The sequence below is a fragment of the Domibacillus antri genome (assembly GCF_001936625.1).
In the GTDB taxonomy this organism is placed as follows: Bacteria; Bacillota; Bacilli; order Bacillales; family Domibacillaceae; genus Domibacillus; species Domibacillus antri.
Window position 1 is genome coordinate 1 of sequence record NZ_MSDU01000033.1, and the last position, 21,165, is coordinate 21,165.

The 21,165-nt window shown below is 43.1% G+C and carries 22 protein-coding genes, 1 rRNA gene and 1 pseudogene; 8 read left to right on the top strand and 16 right to left on the bottom strand.

Annotation, left to right across the window (positions count from 1 at the left end; translation table 11 throughout):
* Positions 1–135: ribosomal RNA gene (locus BTO30_RS17505) — 16S ribosomal RNA — on the bottom strand; the annotation flags it as partial.
* Between the two features lie 500 nt (positions 136–635).
* Positions 636–1,487, bottom strand: coding sequence for a LysR family transcriptional regulator (locus BTO30_RS13255; RefSeq protein WP_075399202.1), 852 nt, complete (start codon positions 1,485–1,487; stop codon positions 636–638).
* 111 nt (positions 1,488–1,598) lie between these two features.
* Between BTO30_RS13255 and BTO30_RS13260 the strand changes: the two genes are divergently transcribed.
* Complete coding sequence (locus BTO30_RS13260; RefSeq protein ID WP_143331972.1) at positions 1,599–2,339, top strand: class I SAM-dependent methyltransferase; 741 nt, start codon at positions 1,599–1,601, stop codon at positions 2,337–2,339.
* A gap of 32 nt (positions 2,340–2,371) precedes the next feature.
* On the opposite strand, the gene BTO30_RS13265 is transcribed toward BTO30_RS13260, so the two are convergent.
* A complete protein-coding gene (locus tag BTO30_RS13265; protein ID WP_075399204.1) occupies positions 2,372–3,538 on the bottom strand; it encodes an iron-containing alcohol dehydrogenase in 1,167 nt (388 codons plus the stop codon).
* A 477-nt stretch (positions 3,539–4,015) separates the two neighbouring features.
* On the opposite strand from BTO30_RS13265, the pseudogene BTO30_RS13270 reads away from it, so the two are divergent.
* Positions 4,016–4,806: pseudogene (locus BTO30_RS13270) on the top strand (TIGR00266 family protein).
* A gap of 269 nt (positions 4,807–5,075) precedes the next feature.
* Positions 5,076–6,032: an L-lactate dehydrogenase gene (locus tag BTO30_RS13275; protein ID WP_075399205.1), complete on the top strand. Its 957-nt coding sequence runs from the start codon at positions 5,076–5,078 to the stop codon at positions 6,030–6,032.
* 36 nt (positions 6,033–6,068) lie between these two features.
* Here BTO30_RS13275 and BTO30_RS13280 read toward each other — a convergent pair whose 3' ends face one another.
* Entirely contained in the window at positions 6,069–6,263 is a 195-nt protein-coding gene (locus BTO30_RS13280; RefSeq protein ID WP_075399206.1) for a YwbE family protein, read from the bottom strand.
* A gap of 16 nt (positions 6,264–6,279) precedes the next feature.
* Complete coding sequence (locus BTO30_RS13285) at positions 6,280–6,882, bottom strand: flavin reductase family protein (RefSeq protein WP_075399217.1); 603 nt, start codon at positions 6,880–6,882, stop codon at positions 6,280–6,282.
* A 64-nt stretch (positions 6,883–6,946) separates the two neighbouring features.
* On the opposite strand from BTO30_RS13285, the gene BTO30_RS13290 reads away from it, so the two are divergent.
* Both BTO30_RS13290 and BTO30_RS13295 read left to right on the top strand, forming a co-directional pair.
* The gene (locus BTO30_RS13290) at positions 6,947–7,195 is read left to right on the top strand and encodes an acylphosphatase (RefSeq protein ID WP_245796467.1); all 249 of its coding nucleotides are present in this window, start codon (positions 6,947–6,949) and stop codon (positions 7,193–7,195) included.
* A gap of 142 nt (positions 7,196–7,337) precedes the next feature.
* Entirely contained in the window at positions 7,338–8,432 is a 1,095-nt protein-coding gene (locus tag BTO30_RS13295; protein ID WP_075399207.1) for an SLAC1 family transporter, read from the top strand.
* A 98-nt stretch (positions 8,433–8,530) separates the two neighbouring features.
* Here BTO30_RS13295 and BTO30_RS13300 read toward each other — a convergent pair whose 3' ends face one another.
* The 3 genes from BTO30_RS13300 to BTO30_RS13305 form a co-directional block, all read right to left on the bottom strand.
* Positions 8,531–9,850, bottom strand: a complete 1,320-nt coding sequence (locus BTO30_RS13300) for an NAD-dependent malic enzyme (protein WP_075399208.1) — start codon at positions 9,848–9,850, stop codon at positions 8,531–8,533.
* Between the two features lie 154 nt (positions 9,851–10,004).
* The gene (locus BTO30_RS17720; protein WP_245796469.1) at positions 10,005–10,148 is read right to left on the bottom strand and encodes a hypothetical protein; all 144 of its coding nucleotides are present in this window, start codon (positions 10,146–10,148) and stop codon (positions 10,005–10,007) included.
* Positions 10,126–10,395 carry a VOC family protein gene (locus BTO30_RS13305; protein ID WP_245796471.1) on the bottom strand — a complete coding sequence of 90 codons (270 nt, stop codon included), beginning with the start codon at positions 10,393–10,395 and terminating at the stop codon, positions 10,126–10,128. The genes BTO30_RS17720 and BTO30_RS13305 overlap by 23 nt, the downstream gene beginning before the upstream one ends.
* Before the next feature lie 176 nt (positions 10,396–10,571).
* On the opposite strand from BTO30_RS13305, the gene BTO30_RS13310 reads away from it, so the two are divergent.
* Complete coding sequence (locus tag BTO30_RS13310) at positions 10,572–11,681, top strand: CAP domain-containing protein (RefSeq protein ID WP_075399209.1); 1,110 nt, start codon at positions 10,572–10,574, stop codon at positions 11,679–11,681.
* Between the two features lie 142 nt (positions 11,682–11,823).
* Here BTO30_RS13310 and BTO30_RS13315 read toward each other — a convergent pair whose 3' ends face one another.
* From BTO30_RS13315 to ade, 8 genes are all read right to left on the bottom strand, one after another.
* Positions 11,824–12,024, bottom strand: a complete 201-nt coding sequence (locus BTO30_RS13315; protein ID WP_075399210.1) for a cold-shock protein — start codon at positions 12,022–12,024, stop codon at positions 11,824–11,826.
* Positions 12,025–12,191: 167 nt separating this feature from the next.
* A complete protein-coding gene (locus tag BTO30_RS13320) occupies positions 12,192–13,064 on the bottom strand; it encodes a DMT family transporter (protein ID WP_075399211.1) in 873 nt (290 codons plus the stop codon).
* 101 nt (positions 13,065–13,165) lie between these two features.
* Positions 13,166–13,993, bottom strand: a complete 828-nt coding sequence (locus tag BTO30_RS13325; RefSeq protein WP_075399212.1) for an STAS domain-containing protein — start codon at positions 13,991–13,993, stop codon at positions 13,166–13,168.
* A 120-nt stretch (positions 13,994–14,113) separates the two neighbouring features.
* Positions 14,114–14,740 carry an FMN-dependent NADH-azoreductase gene (locus BTO30_RS13330; RefSeq protein ID WP_075399213.1) on the bottom strand — a complete coding sequence of 209 codons (627 nt, stop codon included), beginning with the start codon at positions 14,738–14,740 and terminating at the stop codon, positions 14,114–14,116.
* Positions 14,741–14,826: 86 nt separating this feature from the next.
* Complete coding sequence (locus BTO30_RS13335; protein WP_483863591.1) at positions 14,827–15,237, bottom strand: MarR family winged helix-turn-helix transcriptional regulator; 411 nt, start codon at positions 15,235–15,237, stop codon at positions 14,827–14,829.
* A gap of 133 nt (positions 15,238–15,370) precedes the next feature.
* The gene (locus BTO30_RS13340) at positions 15,371–16,378 is read right to left on the bottom strand and encodes a sodium-dependent bicarbonate transport family permease (RefSeq protein WP_075399219.1); all 1,008 of its coding nucleotides are present in this window, start codon (positions 16,376–16,378) and stop codon (positions 15,371–15,373) included.
* Between the two features lie 145 nt (positions 16,379–16,523).
* Positions 16,524–16,895 carry a Na-translocating system protein MpsC family protein gene (locus BTO30_RS13345; protein ID WP_075399214.1) on the bottom strand — a complete coding sequence of 124 codons (372 nt, stop codon included), beginning with the start codon at positions 16,893–16,895 and terminating at the stop codon, positions 16,524–16,526.
* Positions 16,896–17,288: 393 nt separating this feature from the next.
* Positions 17,289–19,016 (bottom strand): adenine deaminase, encoded by a 1,728-nt coding sequence (gene ade, locus BTO30_RS13350; RefSeq protein ID WP_075399220.1) that lies wholly within the window; start codon positions 19,014–19,016, stop codon positions 17,289–17,291.
* A 153-nt stretch (positions 19,017–19,169) separates the two neighbouring features.
* Between ade and BTO30_RS13355 the strand changes: the two genes are divergently transcribed.
* Both BTO30_RS13355 and BTO30_RS13360 read left to right on the top strand, forming a co-directional pair.
* On the top strand, positions 19,170–20,306 hold the full coding sequence (locus BTO30_RS13355; RefSeq protein WP_075399215.1) for an MFS transporter: 1,137 nt from the start codon (positions 19,170–19,172) through the stop codon (positions 20,304–20,306).
* 84 nt (positions 20,307–20,390) lie between these two features.
* Complete coding sequence (locus tag BTO30_RS13360) at positions 20,391–20,783, top strand: thiol-disulfide oxidoreductase DCC family protein (RefSeq protein WP_075399216.1); 393 nt, start codon at positions 20,391–20,393, stop codon at positions 20,781–20,783.
* Positions 20,784–21,165 lie beyond the last annotated feature (382 nt).

Here is a 21,165-nt window from a genome sequence, read left to right on the forward strand (position 1 = left end):
GTGCAGGATTCCCACGTTTTCCTCACCCGTCCGCCGCTGACTTGAACAGAGCAAGATCCGTCAAGTCCGCTCGCCTTGCATGTATTAGGCACTCCGCCAGCTTTCGTCCTGAGCCAGGATCAAACTCTCCAAAAAGTAGTTTGACTAGCACACGGATGTGCTGGCATCGGTGTTGCAGCAGGACGCTGCGAACTTAACCGATGTTTCTTGCTTCTTCTTCCCATCGAAATGACGGGCATTTCATATAGAAAGTTTAATTCTAAAACGTTGACGTTTTTATTGATTTTGTTCAGTTTTCAATGTTCAATTTGTTTCACCATCTCTCGACAGCTCCAACATCATAACACGTATCAAGCGAGGATGTCAACTCTTTTCAAAAAAATATTCCTCGAAAAAGTTTTTTACTATCCTTCGTGATTACTGTCATGAAATGAATGATGCTTGCATGTTCAAGTGACGGTCATCAGCTTCTTTTTAAAATAGCGATTGATGAATAATTGTTCTTCAAAATCACAATTCTTTATCAGCGACGCTATATAATTTATCACCTTTATAATAGGTAAGTCAATACTTTTTTGAAATCGCCTTTTTTTCTTTCAAAGTGCACCGCATCTAAAACCGTTCGCACACCTTCTTTATAAATTCATCACAAATTGTTTAAAAAGTCTCCCTTCTTCTGTTTCCACTTTCTCGATCAAGTATGTCAATGACGTTTGAGTTTCTGATGAAGCAGATGGATAGATGCTTATTTTTTTTACCATCAGCTCTTCCTGCACCATGGATAACGGCAAATAGGAGATGCCAAGCCCTGCTTCTATGAATCGCTTTGTGACTTCGATCTGGCTGACAGCCATTGTTTGAATATGTGGATTGAACTGTTTCAAATCTTTTAGAAGAGCATCCCAGTATCCGGGGTGGTTGTGCGTGAGGACACGGTAATGAGCGAGAAGATAAGATTCGTCCGCCCCATCTATAATCGGTCCAGCGAGCACAACCGGTTCTTTCTGGACAATATGACTCGTCGTGTTCGTGTACGGAGATGGCATACGGGCGAGTCCGAGATCAACGGTGCCGGCACTCACTTTCTTGCCAATTTCGTATGATTTTGAAATATCGATGTCAACTTCGATATTCGGATATTCCTTAATGAAGTCTTTTAACAGATCCGGCAAATATGAGGATGCAATCTGCGGTGCGCAGACGATGGTCAGTTTTTTATTATATCCTTGTTTCCATGAATCAAATTCATTCATGTTTTTATTAAAAGTGTACGTCATTTCTTTCGCGAGCGGTAAAAATTTGTGGCCAGCTGCTGTCAGCTTCACTGATTTTCCGTTACGTTCAAACAGAAGAATATTCAAATAATCTTCAAGACGGTGAATGTGCTTTGTGACAGCCGGCTGTGTAATATAAAGTTCTTCAGATGCCCGCCTAAAGTTTTCAAGTTCTGCTGCCACTATAAATGTTTGAAGCCACTTCATATCCATTTTAGTTCTCCTTATAACAGATTGTTATTGGTTTTTATTAAATTTGTTAATATTCATTATATAAAAAAAACGATACAATTCAACTATTACTTTTCAAAGGAGTGATGGATGATGAATTGGAACGCACAGCTATATGATGGAAAACACCGATTTGTATCAGAATACGGACAGGATGTTGTGAAGCTGCTGGCGCCGAGGGCGGGTGAACGGATTTTGGATGTCGGCTGCGGTACCGGTGATCTTGCGCATACCCTGGCTGAAAAAGGAATTGAAGCGGTCGGCATAGATCAATCGGCTGCGATGATTGAAAAAGCGAAGCATAAGTATCCCACTGTCCCTTTCTTCATCCGAGATGCGCGTAATTTAGGTTATAGCAGTGAATTTGATGCTGTATTTTCCAATGCGGCGCTCCATTGGATTAAGCCGCCCGATCAAGTATTGAGCAGCATTTATAAGAGTTTGAAACCGGGCGGAAGATTCGTCGCTGAATTTGGCGGGAAAGGAAACGTTGAACTTATTTCCCGCGCAGTCATTAATCAAATGGATGACTATGATGCAGAGTCTTTTCCATGGTATTTCCCATCCATTGCAGAATATACGGCGCTAATGGAACAGGCAGGCTTTCATGTCACTTTGGCCGAACACTTCGAACGGCCGACACCGCTGGATGGTGAAAACGGTATGCGTAATTGGATAAAGATGTTTGGCGATGTTATCATGGGAAACCGGACGAACGAGGAAAAAGACCGGATTATTACTGAAGCTGACAGTGAATTAAGAAGCATATTATTTCATGGCGATCATTGGATAGCGGATTATTGCCGGATCAGGGTTGTCGGAATCAAGAAATAAAGGAGCTGCATCAGCAGCTCCTTTCGAAATTTTTAGAAGTTTACTTTTTCACCTTTATATGCGGCGATGTAAAGTTTTTTCATCTCTTCAACGGATACTTCTCGCGGGTTGGATGGCGTGCACGGATCATTAATCGCACCTGCCGCCATTTGATCCAGATGCTTTTCAAATTCACTTTCGTCAACCCCAAATTCCTGAAGCGTTAACGGAAGGTTCATTGATTTATTTAAACGGCGCAGTAAATCTGTCAAAGAGTCGATCAGCTCGTCTTCTGTGCTGCCGGCAAGTCCAAGCATTTTCGCGATATCCGCAAACCGGGAGCCGTCCGCCTTTTTATTAAAATCGATCACGTACGGCAAATAAAGAGCATTCGCAAGACCATGAGGGATGTTAAAAATCGCACCGCTCTTATGCGATAAGCTGTGTACGATACCTAAAAATCCGTTTGAGAAGGCCATGCCTGCGATCGCCTGAGCATAGTGCATTTCCTCTCTTGCCTGTTTATCTCCGGCTACTGATTTTTCGATATTGTCGACCGACATTTTGATGGACTGCATCGCTAAAGGATCAGAGAATGTATTATGCATTGTTGACACATACGCCTCAATTCCGTGCGTTAATGCATCCATTCCCGTGTACGCAACAATATCCGCCGGCATTGAATAAGTCAATTCAGGATCGATAATCGCTACGTCCGGCGTAATATCATAGCCGAATACCGGATATTTCGTTCCCGTTTCATGATCGGTGATAACAGAAAAAGGAGACACATCCGTTCCTGTGCCGCTTGTTGTCGAAATTGCCGCGAAACGGGCTTTGTTTCGTAAAACCGGCAGTGGATTCGGCGCTTTAATTTCATCAAATGTCAGCTCCGGATGCTCATAAAAAATCCACATCACTTTCGCTGCGTCAATCGGAGAACCGCCGCCTGCGGAAATAATCCAATCCGGCTGAAATTCCTGCATCTTCTTGGCACCTTCAAAAGCGGTTTTAGCGGACGGATCATTTTCAACGCCGTCAATCAGCTGCGTTTCAAAGCCCGCTTCGCGTAAATAAGCATCGATTTTATCGAGATAGCCCGATTTTTTAATTGATTGACCGCCAATGACGATCGTGGCTTTTTTCCCCTCTAATGTTTTCAATGTTTCCAGGGCGCCTTCCCCATAAAAAATATCTCTAGGAATAGTAAAACGATTCATTGTAAAATCCCCTTTCAAAAAAACATCGGATTAAAAAATCAAACAGATGAACGGTTTGTTGTTCATTTTTAACGTTCCCTGATTTCGTCATGTTAATCTGTTTCAATTCATTAAATATATACTTGACCTGTAAGTCATATAATAAATGTTATATAACATTGATGAAAGTACACACTTTTTTATCATATAGTATAAAAAAGTATACTATAAAAGTGACAGCCTTCGATGCGTTTACACGATGGCTGTCACTTCATTTCCATCAATAGCCGCTCCCCCAGCTTAATATTTAGTTCATGGAGGACGGCGGAAAAAAGGTTTGTTAACGCACAAAATCCAGCTGCTTCTGCCGATCTTGTCATTGATGTCATCAACTGGGGATATCCTTCTTAAGGTTACACCAATTAACAAAGTTTCCTTTTCCCGAAACTTTTCACCTGTTCACGCGTACTCTTATTTGAAAATAACGGAGGATAACAAATGAACAACCACGAAATTGATTACCAAATCTTTGGCGACGACATGCAGTTTGTACAGGTGGAACTGGACCCGCAGGAAACGGTTATTGCCGAAGCCGGCAGCTTAATGATGATGGATGACGGCATTAAAATGGAGACAGTGTTTGGGGATGGCTCTTCAAATCAGGGAGGTTTTATGGGAAAACTGATCGGAGCCGGTAAACGTGTACTGACAGGCGAAAGTTTATTTATGACGACGTTTACGAATGAAGTACACGGGAAAAAGCACGTATCATTCGCTTCCCCATATCCTGGAAAATCATTCCGATGGATTTAAGCGAGCTGAATGGAAAAATCATTTGTCAAAAAGATGCATTTCTGGCCGCAGCTAAAGGCGTATTTATAGACATTGAATTACAGCGCAAACTCGGCACCGGCTTTTTCGGCGGTGAAGGATTCATTATGCACAAATTAGAAGGGGACGGCATGGCCTTTGTACACGCCGGCGGTACGATTTATAAAAAGACACTTGCGCCGGGTGAAACGATCCGCCTTGATACGGGATGTCTTGTCGCCATGACGGGCGATGTGGATTACGATATCGAAATGGTCCGCGGCGTGAAAACAGCATTGTTCGGCGGGGAAGGCTTGTTTTTAGCAACATTGCGCGGACCGGGGGCAGTTTGGGTGCAGTCCCTTCCATTCAGCCGTCTCGCCAGCCGTGTCTTCGCTGCGATGCCGCAAAACGGCGACTCAAAAGGAGAAGGCGGACTCGCCGGCATGTTCGATTTCATCGGTGGAGACAGAGACTGACCACTCATTTTCTGAAAAAAAGAGGGGGGGCTCAAAAGCTCATTAAGCCATCCCCCTTCTTCATTTCTATAGTCGATTCTCCATGAATGCGGCCTTCCATCCGCACTTATGGGACCGCTCCACGCTTTCAACATGACTGACGTTCACCTATTCGAAACATACTCTCCACATCCATACTTGCAATCCGGCCGCCAGCATTCTATAATAAGTTTGTGAATAATTTCACATTATGTATTTTACAACCTCATTTAAATGAAGGAGTGTTTAGGATGATCGAAATAAAAGGCAATAAAGTCGTTCTGATCGGTACAGGTGCAGTCGGTGCAAGCTATGCGTTTTCGATGTTAAACCAGGGCGTGTGCGATGAACTTGTCTTAATTGATTTAAATGAACAAAAGTCAATGGGCGATGTGATGGATTTAAACCACGGTGTCCTTTACGCTCCGACAACAACAAAAGTAAGCTTTGGCCAATATATAGACTGTGCAGATGCAGCCCTTGTGGTCATTTGCGCCGGAGCGAATCAGAAGCCGGGTGAAACCCGCCTTGAGCTCGTGAAAAAAAATATGGCGGTCTTCAAAAGCATTGTCGGGCAAGTCATGAACTCCGGCTTTGACGGCATCTTCTTGATCGCGACGAATCCCGTCGATATTTTAACATACGCAACATGGAAATTTTCCGGTCTGCCGAAGGAGCGTGTGATCGGTTCCGGTACCATTCTCGACACAGCACGTTTCCGCTATCTTCTCGGCGAACAATTCGGCGTAGCACCCACAAGCGTCCATGCCTCCATTATCGGCGAACATGGTGATACAGAAGTAGCAGTGTGGAGCAGCGCGAATATATCAGGTATCCCGCTGAAAGATTATGTAGCGCGGGACCACACTGAAAACCCGGAAGATAAAATGAAAGAAATCGCGGAGCAGGTTCGTGATGCGGCATATGAAATCATTGAAGCAAAAGGCTCTACATACTATGGTATCGCCATGGGATTGACACGTATTTCCCGGGCAATTTTGCAAAACCAGGACGTTGTCTTAACAGTGTCCGCCTTACTCGAAGGCGAATTCGGGCATGAAGATGTATACATCGGTGTGCCGGCAGTCATTAACCGGCAGGGAATACGCGAAGTCGTTGAAATTCCGCTCAGCGAAAAGGAAAAAGAGTTGTTTGATATTAGTGTTAACACGCTTAAAAAAGTGCAGGAACCATTCTGGAAATCATAAAAAAATCGACGGGGAAGACCCCATCGATTTTTTTATTTACGATAAAATATCACACACACGCCCGACTTGGCCGTCCTGCAGCCTGACTTTGATGCCATGCGGATGGAAGCTTGAATTCGTTAAAATATCTTTTACAATGCCGCGTGTCTTCGCGCCGGTGCGCTGATCTTTTTTCAGAACAATGTTCACTTCAAGCCCCGGCTTAATATCATTTCTGTTTTGACCATTCATTCCCATTTCCTCTTTTCTACTTCGGGCGGACAATTTCAAACATTTCGCCCAGCTTTGCATAATAGTTGCCGGCAAGGCGGCTGACCGGCGCGAGTTTTTCAGCATTGACTCTTCCTTTTTCATATAAATCTTCACGTATATGATATTGAACGACGCGGCCAATCAGTAAATCACACGCCGGGCCGTCCCCGAGTGTGACTACCTGCTCAAGCACACATTCCATGCGGATATTTGCCTCTTTTATTGCCGGCACACTTACTTTTTCACTGTCAATTGGCGTTAAACTTGTCAAATCAATTTCACTTTCATCCGGTGGAAGTACCTTGGCCGTTTCGTTAATTTCATGAATATACGACTCATCTGAAATATGTACAACGAACTCTTTCTGCTCCACCGCATTGCGCGCAGTATCTTTCATCTCGCCGTTATGGCGCTGGACTGACACGGAGATCATCGGCGGGTTAGCCGTCACAATATTAAAGTAACTAAACGGAGCCGCATTCAACACCTCCGCTTTTGATTGAGTCGTCACAAACGCAACCGGACGCGGAATAATACTGCCCGTTAAGAATTTATAATTTTCCCGTTCCGGTAATTGATTTGGATCAATGGATTTCAACATCGCTCCCCCCCTTTCTTCTATTGTAAAATAAAGAAAACGAAATAGAAAGGAAGCGGTTCTCATGAAAGAAGCAAGAAGATTAATGGTATCAGGGAAGGTACAGGGTGTCGGGTTCAGATATTTTGCCCAAATGACCGCAGCCGATCATGATATAACCGGCTGGGCGCAAAATTTAGACAATGGGTCCGTTGCGATTCACACGGAAGGTACAACTGAAAATATCGAGACTTTTTTAGCCGCTCTTAAAAAGGCAATTTGTTTGCGAACGTACACCGAATTGAGGAAGCATTCATTCCTGTTCAAGGTCTGAAAATATTTCGCATTAAATATTAGCGTTACCTTGACTCCTCTTTTTTCCATTGCTATGATAAGTCTATTGTTTTAACAAGTATTTTACATACTTGTTTATCTAAAACCAAGTAAACTTATCTGTAAAAAGGGAGCTGTTTCGATTGCATCGGGTCATTCTCGGGTTATGTTTATTTTTCGTTTTACTTATTGTAAAATCACCGATGGTTCGCGGCAGCCGAATTGATGCCTCATATGGTGCCATGATTATGGCAATCGGCATTTTCTTAATCGACGCCGCGCCGCGATTCGACATTCCATTTGTCTTTCCAGCGTATCTTATTGATTTTTCACTTTTTGCGATTTGGCTCATTCTTATTTTCTCTTTTATGAGAGCTGCTTTTAAAGGCGTATTCCGGAGGCGCTATTTAACACATCCTGTTCAAAGCTTTGCAGTCGGCACTTGGGTCGCTTCCACATCCATCCTGTGTCTTGTCCTGTATTACCATTATCCTTTTTTTAAAAACATCATTTTCACCATCGCTGTATTAAATACAGGACTGTTGGTGTTTTATTTATCTTTATGCTTAAAGTGCTACAAAGTCATTTTTTCAGCTAATTATTACGAGCGAGTCCACGGCATTGTTTTTCTATCGACTGTCAGTACGCAGTCACTCATTATTTTATTTAATACATTGTTCGAGCATCCGATTTTGTTAAATATGAGCCGCGCCGCCATTTTGATCGGACTTATATTTTATTTCGTTAATTTCGCGCTCATGATTGTTCGTTTCAAATCATTCCATTCCCATCAATTATCGGATGGCTGGAAAAATACAAATTGCATCGTTCACGGCGCCATGTCGATTACCGGCATCGCCTCAATTATATCGGGTGCATTACCCATGAAGCTGATTTTCTTTATGTGGATATGGGCAGCCGTCCTATTTGTCATCATTGAAGGAATTGAATTACGGCGTCTGTACGTCCGTTTAAATAAATATTCATTTAATGAAGCAATCGGCCGGTATCACGTCTCTCAATGGGCGCGCAACTTTACATTCGGCACCTTTTATTTCTTTACACTGAACATCAATTTATCCGGTCATCATCCAATCTTTTTGCACATTCAGAATATCGTGATTCAATCCGGCATTCCCGTTTTAGTGACCTTGCTTGCCATTGAAACGATCCTGTTTTTCAAAGACACACTTCCGTGGCAGGAAAGCCGAAAGCAAATCGTTCAAAAGAGAGCATAAAACAAAAACAGAAATATGGCTGCGGCTTGATCCGGCCAGCTAAAGAAGCCGCCCCTTCCATCAGGTTTTCCTGACGCTGGGACGGCCTTTTGATTTATTTATTTCTTTCCTAAATTCAATGCAACGTTTTCTACCGCTGCCGCCACCGCTTCATGAACTTCCGGATCTAACGGCTGCGGCACGAGATCACCCGGCTTCGTGCATGAAGCAATCGCTTCGGCTGCGGCAACAAGCATTGGATGCGTTACTTCTTTCGCCTGCGCATTCAGCACACCTCGGAAAATACCGGGGAATCCAAGCACATTGTTAACGGAACGCCCATCTGCTGCATAGGCCGCTCCTGCTTCCAGCGCTTCTCCCCGCTCAATTTCCGGCTTTGGATTAGACAGCGCTAAAATGATTTGTCCTTTACGAACCCATTCTTTTTTGATCAAGCCCGCAACACCTGTTGTTGCAATGACGATATCACAGCGCTCCATCAATTCCTCAAGCTGGTCAACAGCTGTTCCGCCGTAATTTTCCAAACGTGTTTTTGCTTCTTGAGACCGGTCCGCCCCAAGCACAGACTTTGCACCGTACGCCATCAACATCCGGCAAATGGCTAGACCCGCTGCGCCGAGGCCAATCTGTCCGACGCTTGCTTCTTTTAAATCCACACCGGTGCTCTTGCAGGCAGAAATGACCGCAGCCAGTGTGACGACAGCCGTTCCGTGTTGATCGTCATGCATGACGGGAATGTCGAGAGCCTTCTTCAGCCGCTCTTCCACTTCAAAACAATGCGGCGACCCGATATCCTCAAGTAAAATACCGCTAAAGCCAGGCGCAATATGTTTCACCGTTTCGACAATCTCATCCGGATTTTTTGTGTCAAGCAAAATAGGAATGCCATTGATGCCGACTAATTGGTCAAATAATGCGGATTTTCCTTCCATAACCGGCATTCCCGCAACCGGACCGATGTCGCCAAGCCCCAAAATAGCTGTTCCATCCGTGACGATCGCCACACTGTTGCCGATGTTTGTGTAAATTTTTGCTTTTTCAGGTTCTTCTTGAATAACCCGGCAAACGTTGGCTACACCCGGTGTATATACCCGGCTTAAATCAGCTAAACTCTCAATTGGCACTTTACTTTTCATTTGAACCTTTCCGCCTTCATGCGCACGGAGCACTTCATCTGAAACGGTTTGCACCCGAAAACCGTCCAGTTTATTGATTGCCGCCAATATTTCCGACAGCTGCTCTTCATTTTCGAACTGAACCGTAATGTTGCGCAATGTATAAGCGAGCCCCACTTTTATCGTCTTTACTTCTCCAATGTCCCCTCCCGCAACACCGATGGCGGTCGTCACTTTCCCAAGACTTCCCGGCACGGACGGAATTTCGATCATAAGCGTGCGAATCAATTTATTGTATGCCATATATTGTCTACCTCCGATAAAGTAAAATAACGAAAACATAATTCTATTCTATAATAACGCTTTCAATATAAAAGATAATATAATTAGAAATTAAAAAAACTTTGTGAATTATTTCACCTTATTAACCCTCGCGATCATTTTCTATCTGCTCTATTCAAATTTTTGCCCGCTCTGCCAATTGCAGCAGCTCCCGGTCCGGACCGTAAAATAAAATCATTCGGCCTCCTTCAAGCGTTGGTTTTCTCTCACTGGACGTAAATTCGATCCCTTTTTCTTTATAAGAGCGGACGGCTTTCATTGATATCCTCAACTGTAAAAGCAAGATGATTCACAATACCGCTTTCACTGTATTCGCCGATTGGATCGATATCCCGAATAAGTTCAATCTCCATATCAGGCTGCGCCTCCAGATATAAGAACGCCATCTCTCTGATCGGACTGCTGCCGCGAAGACGGACGTTAAACCCAAACATATTTGTATAGAATTGAATGGACCGGTCCATATCCTTCACCACAATGGCCGTATGCTCCATTTTGCTGATCATTTTTTCTCTCCTTTCGCTTGATTTATCTTCCCTTAATAAAAAGGTGCGCTATTATGTTATAACAACATTTTTTCCTGAAGTATATATTCATTTCATGATTGATGAAGGAGAAAGCCTATTCACATGAAATTTCGTGTCGTTTTCGGTACAATGGAAGCAGAATGGAGAGTGAATGATTGAAAAAGTTATTCCTGTTTATTTTGCTGTTAGTCGTTGTATATCAGACGCGGCCTCTCTGGGAAGAGAATGCAGAGCAATATGTCGATTTGTCGTTTATAGATGTTATTAAAGAGCAAGTGGATACAGTGAGAGAAAATCCGGCTGTTATTCAGGCAGTTGATACAGTGATAAGCGAAGTCGGGAGCTGGATTGGGTTTGAGCCCGATCAATCTGTTGTGCAGGTGGAAAAACCGGCGCTTGCTGTACCTGACTCACAGACATTTTCCGTTTACAATGTGCAGATTGGTGATGCCCGCAAAGATGTGGAGCAGGAAATCGGCTCACCAAAACGTCATTCACAAAATGAATATGGTGTTGACTGGTACGCGTATCATGAAAATTATCATAACTTTTTGATGGTGTCGTACGACGAAAACAACCAGGTGAACGGCCTTTATACGAGCCATGATTTAATTTCATCCACGGCCGGAATTGCGCTTAACACACCAAAGGAAACCGTGCGGGCAAAACTCGGTGAACCGATGGATAAGATGCGAAAAGGATTGACGTATTACATTTTGAATGAAACGGACGAGCATGATTACTTCCATCTTGACGGTACTTATGTGACTGTTTTTTACGATGTCCATGAAAACCATACAGTAACGGCCATTCAAATTATAGATGACGATTTGGAAGCAAGTAAAAAAGGGATGTATGCGGCAGAAAGTACTTCTTTAAAAGAAGGGTTGGAATATCAGCTTTTTGACGTCACAAACGCCGCGCGTGTGACGCATGGACTTTCCGTGTTGACATGGGACGATCAAGTACGGAAAACAGCCCGCGATCACAGTCTGGACATGGCCGAAAATAAATATTTTGACCATACGAATTTGCAGGGTGAATCTCCGTTTGACCGGATGGAAGACGACGGTATTCCATTTATGGCGGCCGGTGAAAATTTAGCGTACGGACAGTACAGCAGTATTTTCGCACATGAAGGATTGATGAATTCAGCCGGTCACCGTAAAAATATTTTAAATGATGATTTCAGCTATTTAGGTGTCGGTGTCGCATTCAATGAAGAGTCACAGCCGTATTATACAGAGAATTTTTTCGACAACTGATCCCGTCTGCAAAAAGCATCGGGATTTTTTCGCTGCTCGCGTTCAACGCCATTCGACCAGGTTCACAGCTCAATGAAAACCATTTTCCTATACAAAAAAGGCAATCTCAAATGAGATTGCCTTTTTATAAAGTATATTATGATTAGTTTTTTTGTACGTTAGTTGCTTGTGGACCACGTTGGCCTTGTTCAACTTCGAACGTAACTTCTTGACCTTCATCAAGAGTTTTGTAGCCTTCGCCTTGAATTGCTGAGAAGTGAACGAATACGTCGTCTCCAGCTTCGCGCTCGATGAAACCGAAACCTTTTTCTGCGTTAAACCATTTTACTTTACCTTGTTCCATGTTATGTTGCCTCCCGTTGTGCAATTTGCACAAAATAATACTATTCCTGCTCAAAGCAATATCAAGACAATAAGCTTTACAGCACTTGTACCTCTCGAACAAAAATAATTCTCTTTTATCTTAACAGCTTCCGTAAAAATAAGCAAGCCATTAAAAAGAAAATGTTTTCATTTTGCCGGTTGAATAGGGCCGCTTCGCCAATTCACAAGAAAAATCCCGGCAAAAATAAGCACACCGCCTGTTAATACGTACAAATGCAGCTGCTCATCCAGCAGCAGCCAGCCGCTTAATACGCCAAAGAACGGTGCAAGAAACAAAAAAGCACTCGTTCTCCCTGGATCGCCGGTCTGCAGCAAGTAAAACCAGCCCGCAAATTGTACAATAGAAGCCATAAACGCCAGCCATATTAAAATAAACATCGATGCCGCATTCACTTCAATAAACGGTTCTTCCAGTAAAAAACTGCCGGCAAATAAAAATAGACCCCCAAACAGCATTTGATAGGCTGTCAGCACCCACGTATCGAGACGGAAACCCCACGTTTTAATGAGCAGCGTCGCAATGGCCCAGGAAACAGCCGACATAAATCCAAGCAGTGTACCGATTTCGATATCCAGCCGGCCGCCCATCGTAATAAATACACCGGCCATCCCAAGCACAACACCAATCCATTGCACCATTCTATACCGGACCCGCAAAATAATCGTTCCGAACACAACGACGAGAAGCGGATTGGTAAACGTTAAAATGGCAGATTCCCCCGATGTAATCGTCCGCAAACTCAAAAAAATACACCCCATGACAGCGGCCGTTTGAAAAAATCCGACCGCCGCCATTTGCATCCACTGTTTCGCTGTTTCCGGATGCGGCCGCTTCCAAACCTTCACCGCAGCTGCCATGACAACACCGGCAATCGTAAACCGGAATGCAACAAGCAAAAGCGGAGAAAAATACGCCAGCCCCATTTTTCCCACCGCAAATGAGGACCCCATTAAAGCAGTTGTTAAAATGACCAACAGCGCAAAAACGAATTTATTCATCAGACCATCCCCCAAAAAGCATATGTTGTTTTATCCATTATACAGAATTTTCCGGTTTTTGACAGGTGCTATTTCAAAAACCATCCGCTTTTTGAAATGCTTCACTCTTTTAATGCCCGGGCAAGATTACTTGTAATATCAAGATCATTAAAATTTAATCCAAGCTGAATGGATGTCATTGCCACTTCCGGCCGGATGCCGGATAATGTCGTTTTTACGCCAACTAATTTCAGCGAATCAATCAGGCGGAAAATTTGCATTGCTACCATCGTATCGACAATCATCACGCCGGATAAATCAATAAAGAGATGTTGTATACGTTTTTCCACACATTGCTTAATCGTTTGTTCAAGCAAATGCTGTGCACGATCCGTATCAACTGCACCAATAATCGGCAGCAGCCCTTTTTGATTTTGCAGCGCGATGACAGGTGCGCTTAATTCATGAATGACTTCCTGCTGGCTGCGGAGCTTCATTTGCGACACATTGTGATTTTCTTCAACAAACCGGGTGATGACTTTCCCGAATGTTTTAATGACCATCCGCTTCCATCGATTGATTTCCTCATTTGTATATTGACCTTCATGATGACTGACAAATTCATCGATATGATCAAGATATTGTTCCTGAACGTTTAAAAACTCACCTAGAATAATATGAATAGGCGTGTTTAAATGCTGTGAATCCTCCGCAACCTCTAGAATCCACTTGATAAAGTCATGAAAAAAAGAGTCTTCTTCTTTTATAAATACGTCGCATAAATGTTCATGGAAGGAATAGTTTTGCCTTTTTAAATTTTGAATCACTTCCGGATCATTGGAAGCATACACGCCGGCGGTCTTGGATTTATCCAGAGATGCGTACCAATCCTCCGTTAATTTCCATGCTTTACTTAATAAAAATTGGTGCAATTCAGGATTTCTATGCATCCGCTCTCATCTCCTGTTTAAAATTCATATTATTTTATCATTTTATCGGAGCGCAAATGTTCTGTCGATGTTGAAATGCATACAAAAAAAGCTGCCTCAACAAGTGAGACAGCTCCTTAATTAAAAGCTTAATACAGCTTCTTCTGCCGTTTTAACGCCGGCCTCGATAATTTCTTGTGAACGATCAGGGAACTGGTTATGTCCTTCAACGACAACCGTCTGCACATCCTGTACGCCCCAGAAAGAAAGGATTGCTTTTACATAATTGACCGCCATTTCAAGTGACTGCATCGGGCCTTCGGAGTAAACGCCGCCGCGAGCATTCAACAAGATCACCTTTTTATCCTTCAAAAGGCCGACCGGACCTTCCGGTGTATAGCTGAATGTTTTACCAGCCTGATTCAAATAGTCCAGATACGTGTGAAGAACAGCAGGAATGGTGAAGTTCCAAAGCGGGAATGCAATCACTACTTTGTCCGCTTCCAAAAATTGATTTAAATATTTATTTACAAGATCTGTTGCGGCTTTCTCATCTTCTGTCAATTCCATTCCTTTTGACAGTTTGAACATGCCGTTAATTTTGTCTGTATCATAATAAGGCAGGTTTTCAGCAAAAAGATCCAATTCCGTAATCGTATCGGACGGATTTTCTTTTTTGTAGCTGTCCAAAAATGCATGATATAATTGAACGCTGACCGACTGATCAATCGGGCGCGAATTTGCTTTTACAAATAATACGTTTGACATTGTCATTCCTCCAGTTGCTTTTTTTAGAACGAATGTAGTGTACCACACATTTAGTTGTCATAGCAACTGTTTGAATTTAAAATATTTTATTGTACGTTTTGACGCATTTTCAATAAAATACGGCGTACTTCCGTTAATTCATCTTCCGTAATGCCTTTCGTCACCATCCGATGAAACTCTTCCGTAATCGGAATGATCTCACACTCCAGTTTTTTGCCTTCATCGGTTAAACATACCCGAAGTGACCGGCGATCGTCCGGTATCATCGACCGTTTAATAAAACCTTTTTGCTCCAGGCTTGCCAGCATTCGCGTAATATTCGTTTTATCTTTATCCAGCTTATCCGCAATTTCATTTTGCGTCCGTCCGTCTTTTTCCCAGAGAAGCATCATAATTAAATTTTGTTCCGGTGCCAGATTAAAAGGGGCGAGCTTATCCTTCACCCAGCCTGTCAGCTTCAAATCCGTCTGGTGAATGGTAATGCTTATATAATCCAAAAATGATATTTTTATGTCCGTCACCTGCTTTCGTCGACTGCATTATAGTGAGAAAATGGATAAATGTCAATTCTTCTTATACTGCCTCATAAAAAAAACACACGGCCGCCCCCGTGTGTTTTCAACGACTTTATTATTGTATCCATTGCGCAAAATGGTAGTAAATAGGAATACCAATTATGAGGTTAAAAGGAAACGTGATTCCTAAAGATAACCCTAAATAGATAGACGGACTTGCTTCCGGCACAGATGTTTTTAGCGCGGCCGGCGCAGCAATGTATGAAGCACTTCCAGCCAGGACACCCATAAGTGCAGCACCGCCTGGTGAAAGCCCGGCCAGATTCCCTACCAAAACCCCTAATACTCCAGAAAATACAGGCATGAATATCCCAAATAGCACCAGCTTCAAACCATGTTTCCGTAATTCCGGCAGGCGCTTTCCAGCAATTAACCCCATGTTTAATAGAAATAACATTAAAACACCGCTGTACAAGTCGATAAATAATGGTTTAACGGCCGGCAAAGCTGCCTCTCCAACTGCCAGTCCGATGATTAAACTGCCGAGTAAAAGCAATACACTTTTTCCAAATAAACTTTCTTTTATCACTTCTTTATCAATAAGCTGCAGCGCCGGGTGTACGACCCCCGCGTTTTGTAATGTTATAATTGGCTGTTTTTTTGTCTTTTCCATTATTTTAAGTAATAGAAGTGAGATCAAGATCGCCGGACTCTCTAACAGAACGACCATTGCATTCATAAATCCTTCATACGATGTTCCATTTTTCTCAAGAAACGAGACTGCCGCTCCGTAAGTGACAATACTGACAGAACCATATGCCGCCGCTAATCCGATGGCATTGTAAAGGTCCATTTTAATAAGCCGCATAATTAAAAGAGTAATCACCGGCAGCACTGTCCCCAGCAAAAGTGTGCCGAGGATGGGTTTTGCTACTGATTCAACGGAATAGTGAGAGAGCTCCATTCCGCCCTTTAATCCGATGGCCATTAATAAATAAATACTTAATGCCTCCCCAAGACCATTCGGAAATTTCAAGTCAGATTTCACAATGGCCGCGAACAGGCCGAGTACAAAAAACAATACAACGGGTGACAGTAAATTTTGCATCATAATTTCATACATTTCATTTTCCTCCACTTCATAAAAAAAACCGGCAATAACAGAATGTTGTTTGGCCTTTTGACCATTCATTCTGAACATTGCCGGTTTATCTCCAACTAACCACTTGTGTTTTTTGGGTGATCTCCCTATCTATTGTGATACAACATCATTTATTTTGAATACTTTTTTCAAAGTCACGGGCGAGCTTGAAAATCATGACTCGCTCTCCTGATTGTGTACTAATATCAGTATGAAAGCTTTTCACCTCTTCACCCGTCTTCTCAGCAATAATATCCTTCAATTCTTCCGCCCCTGATTTCACAAGGTCGGACCGGGTTCTTTTAATTGATAACATCCCTTCCCTCGTTTCGCATAAACGATATTCAGCCGGCGTCAGCACACCGCGCAGTGTTACAATAATCATATCCCGCAAAATATCTGTCTTCACGGAAACAGAGCCGCGGCCCAAATAATCTTTTTCCCACTGCGTTAACAATTTACTGATCTCAGCTTCAATTGAACCTTTTGTTTTTTCCATTGTGCTCCCCCATTAAACAAAAAACCGGCATACCTCTCCCTGTTACCAGGTTAAGAAATATACCGATTTATCTCATTCTTATCTTTTATATTATCCGGACGGCTTTTTCATGCGGTCAATGATTACATTAACAACAGGCTAAAGCGGCGTGAATATAAAAGATAAAATGTCATCTCTCAGTTATTAGATTAAGAAACATTGTATCTCCATTACAAGTCTCGTGTCAATGCTTTATTGAATGAAACATGTACTGTTCAATTTTATTTATTTTGAAAAGTAATGCCGTATAGCTTAACGAGGGAAGCTTCCTCTTGAATACCGGATAATGCCGCCCGCACATTCTTTATAGCATCAGTCATGAATTCGTGTTCTTAAATAGAAAAGATTACTTTTTCAATTATTTTTTATTCCAACTTCAATATGCTGAAATGAATCGACATCAAACAGTCCTTTGTCCGTCAGCTTTAAACTCGGGATCACCGGCAGACATAGAAACGATAAAATCATAAAAATATTTTGCGATTCTTCCGCCACAATGGAAAGCTGTTCGTGCAAATGATGCAATTCTTCCATGACTTCTTCATACGGCTTTTCTGACATAATACCGCCGACACGGAGAGTAACAGAAGCAAGAACCTTACCATTGTCAACAATGACCAGACCGCCCTGCATCTGTTCAATCGTTTCAATCGCTGTCATCATATCCTCATCGTTTGTCCCTGCCACCACCAGATTATGCGAGTCATGGGCGACCGTTGACGCAATGGCTCCGCTTTTCAGCTTCAAGCCTTTCACAATGCCGACACCGACACTGCCCGTCGCATGATGCCGCTCGCAAACAGCGATTTTAAGCTGGTCCCGTTTCACATCCGCTTCAAAAAATCCTTCGTTTGTTTGCACATCTTCAATTAATTTTTTCGTGATTAATTTCCCGGGTAATACTTCAATGATGATCGCTTTCTGTCCATTTTGAATCGGGATCTGCAATGACTGCTTATCGACTTTTTTCATCTTAACCGATTCTTTCAAAAGCACGGGAACTGGTGTCTTTTTTATTTGTAAAGCGGAGAAATCGATTACTTTTCCTTTTTTCACAATCGTCGAGGGCCGCAGTTCATTCAAATTTTCCACAATTAATAAATCCGCCGCATATCCCGGCGCCACTGCCCCCTTGTCTTTCAACTGATGACACACAGCATTATTTAGTGTCGCCATTTGGATCGCGATAAGCGGATTGAGCCCATTTTCAATCGCCAGCTGCGCCGCATAATTGACCGTCCCTTCCGCCGCCAGCTCATCCAGATGTTTATCATCCGTGCAAAATGAAAAGCGTGTGCTGTTCCGCTCCGTGATGGCCGGTAAAATCGCCAGCAAATCTTTCGCAGCAGACCCTTCCCTTACAATGACGTGGATGCCTCTTCGAACACGGGCTTCCGCTTCAAATGCACTCACTGCTTCATGATCATTGCGAATCGACGCCGTACTGTAAGCATTCAGTGCGTCTTCTGAAAGGCCGGCTGCATGTCCATCTACAGTCAAACCGTGATCCGTCGTAATCGTTATTTTTTCCAACATTCCATCATCCGCCTTCAACACAGATGGATAATCCATTACTTCAGCTAGTCCAATGACGTTTTTGTGAGTTAAATATGGCCGCAAATCAGCAGCCGTCAATACCGCTCCATTTTGTTCAAACGGAGTCGCCGGCACACAGGAAGGCAGCTTCATCAAAATGTCGATCTCCGCATGCTCAGCATCTTCCAGCATATATTCGATGCCTTTCTTTCCCGCTACATTCGCAATTTCATGCGGGTCCGTGACAACCGTTGTTACACCGTGCTGCAGGAGAGCTCTTGAGAATTCCGCCGGCGTGACCATCGTCGATTCAATATGGATATGACCGTCGATAAAACCAGGCATCACATATTTCCCTTCCGCATTAATAATCGTCTTTCCTTCTTTATATGTACCAATGCCGACGATGTATCCATCTTTAATGGCAATGTCCGCTTCAAACGTTTGGAGAGAAAACACATCAACAACCATGCCGTTTTGAATAATGAGATCGGCTTCTTCCGGGTGCTGTGCTGTATGAATAAGTGTTTTAAGTAATTGATTCATCCGTAATCCTTCTTTCATATTCTGCTTTTCATAGTGTATAGCAATGCTTTCTAAAATCAAACTAATTTCCCCTGCCGTATCAAATCAGTTGACACTTGCTCATTACGTAACAGATGATAGTCTTATCCTATTCATTTAAAGGCGGCTATGTTCATGCGCAAATTCGTCTATGTCATTATCTTTTTTTCATTCTTTGATTTATTTACACAATTGCCAATCATGAGTCCTTTCGCCGAGTCACTTGGCGCCACACCGTTTTTAACAGGTTTAATTGTCGGCATATACTCCTTTTCTAATACAATCGGCAATGTGCTGTCCGGGTTTTTAACCGATAAAAATGGACCTTTTTATGTCCTGATTACGGGATTGATTTCTACCGGCATTGCCCTGTTTTTATATAATATCGCTGATAATGCTTGGCTGCTTTTGGCGATCCGCTTTGTCCACGGTTTAATGGCCGGCTTCATTACACCGGCGGCCTTTACCTATCTGGCCAATGCCACGGCGAATGAGGAAAAAGGAAAAGGCGCTGCAATTTCAGGCGCTTTTGTTGGACTAGCGGCTATTATCGGTCCGGCATTCAGCGGTATTGTTGCCAGCCGGGCAAGTGAAACAGCTGTTTTAACGGTAACAGCTGTCATTATGCTTTTACTTGGTGTGCTCGCTATTTCTTTTCTGCGGGCGGATGTTCAGGGCAAACTATTGCATCAAGCAAAAGCGGACGGCACATTTTTGAGTCATCCAGACGTGTTAAAAGCCTTTACCGGCGCTTTTTTGCTCATGTTTTCGCAAGGTGTGCTGGCATACATGCTGCCGCTCAAAGTCATTCACCTCGGTTACGATACAAAAACCAGCGGACTTCTTTTAAGTACTTTTGGCATTGTGGCTATTCTCGTTTTTTTGCTGCCGACAAATCGCCTCTTTGATGTATTAAAGCCTGTTTACACATTCGCGTTTGGTGTTGCCTTGATGGGAGCAAGTCTTATTTTGCTCGGGCAGATGGAAAGCACAGAGAGCCTTTATTTATTGATGGGGATATACGGCGTCGGATTCGCCTTTTTATTTCCCTCAATCAATTCATTGCTCGTCGGTGCAGTCGAACCGGGACAGCGCGGCAAAGCATACGGGTATTTTTACGCCTTTTTCTCACTCGGCGTTGTGGCCGGCTCCGGCATCACCGGTCTGCTTGCATTGTCCCCATCCGGCGGCTTTCTTATGACGGGACTCATCCTTATCTCCGCTGCCATTTTCGTCACGCTGCACAACCTCTTAAAAAAGAATGCAGTGTGACTCTCTCGTAAACCCCGTGTTTCAAACCGTGCAAAAGCGGCTAAATTAGTAAGAGATCACTCTTTCATTTAGGAGGCAGATAAAATGAGTGCCATTGTATTATTTGACGGTGAATGCAACTTTTGTGATTCCAGTGTGCAGTTTATTATAAAACGTGATGCTGAGAGATACTTCCACTTTGCATCTTTGCAAAGCGATGTTGGACGAAAACTTACAAAAGAATATAACGTACCGGATGACATGGACAGCATGATGCTGGTCGAGGATGGAAAAGCCTATTTTAAATCAGCAGCGGCACTTCGGATCAGCAGACATTTATCCAGAAGATGGAATATGTTATATGCGCTGGTAATCGTCCCGAGCCCGATCCGCGATCTTTTTTACGATTTTATTGCAAGAAACCGTTACAAATGGTTTGGCAAAAAAGAAGATCATTGTATGCTCCCATCGCCTGATGTACGAAAACGCTTTTTATAAAATCAACAAAGAGCCCGCAGAATGTGTATACGTTTCTCCGGGCTCTTTATCGTTTTTAGGTGAGAAGCGCCCCCACCTTGGGGAGTGAGAATGGCACCGCCCAATATGCAGGCTGGAGATGAATGGTCTTTTTTGCACACAAAAAAACTAACACACTCGCTATGATATCCCTGTACAGATGACTCTTTGAAAACGGAAGATATGGGGTTGTGGCAGGTGGCAGGAATTCGTCTATCACGTAATACAACCTTCGATCACCTCGTCCAGCCGAAAAGCGAAACCGAAACATAAAACTTGTCCTGAATGGAAACTCATTATCATTACAACAAAAAAAGAACAGCATACGCTGTTCTTCAGCTTGTGTCAACGCCGAGTTACTTTT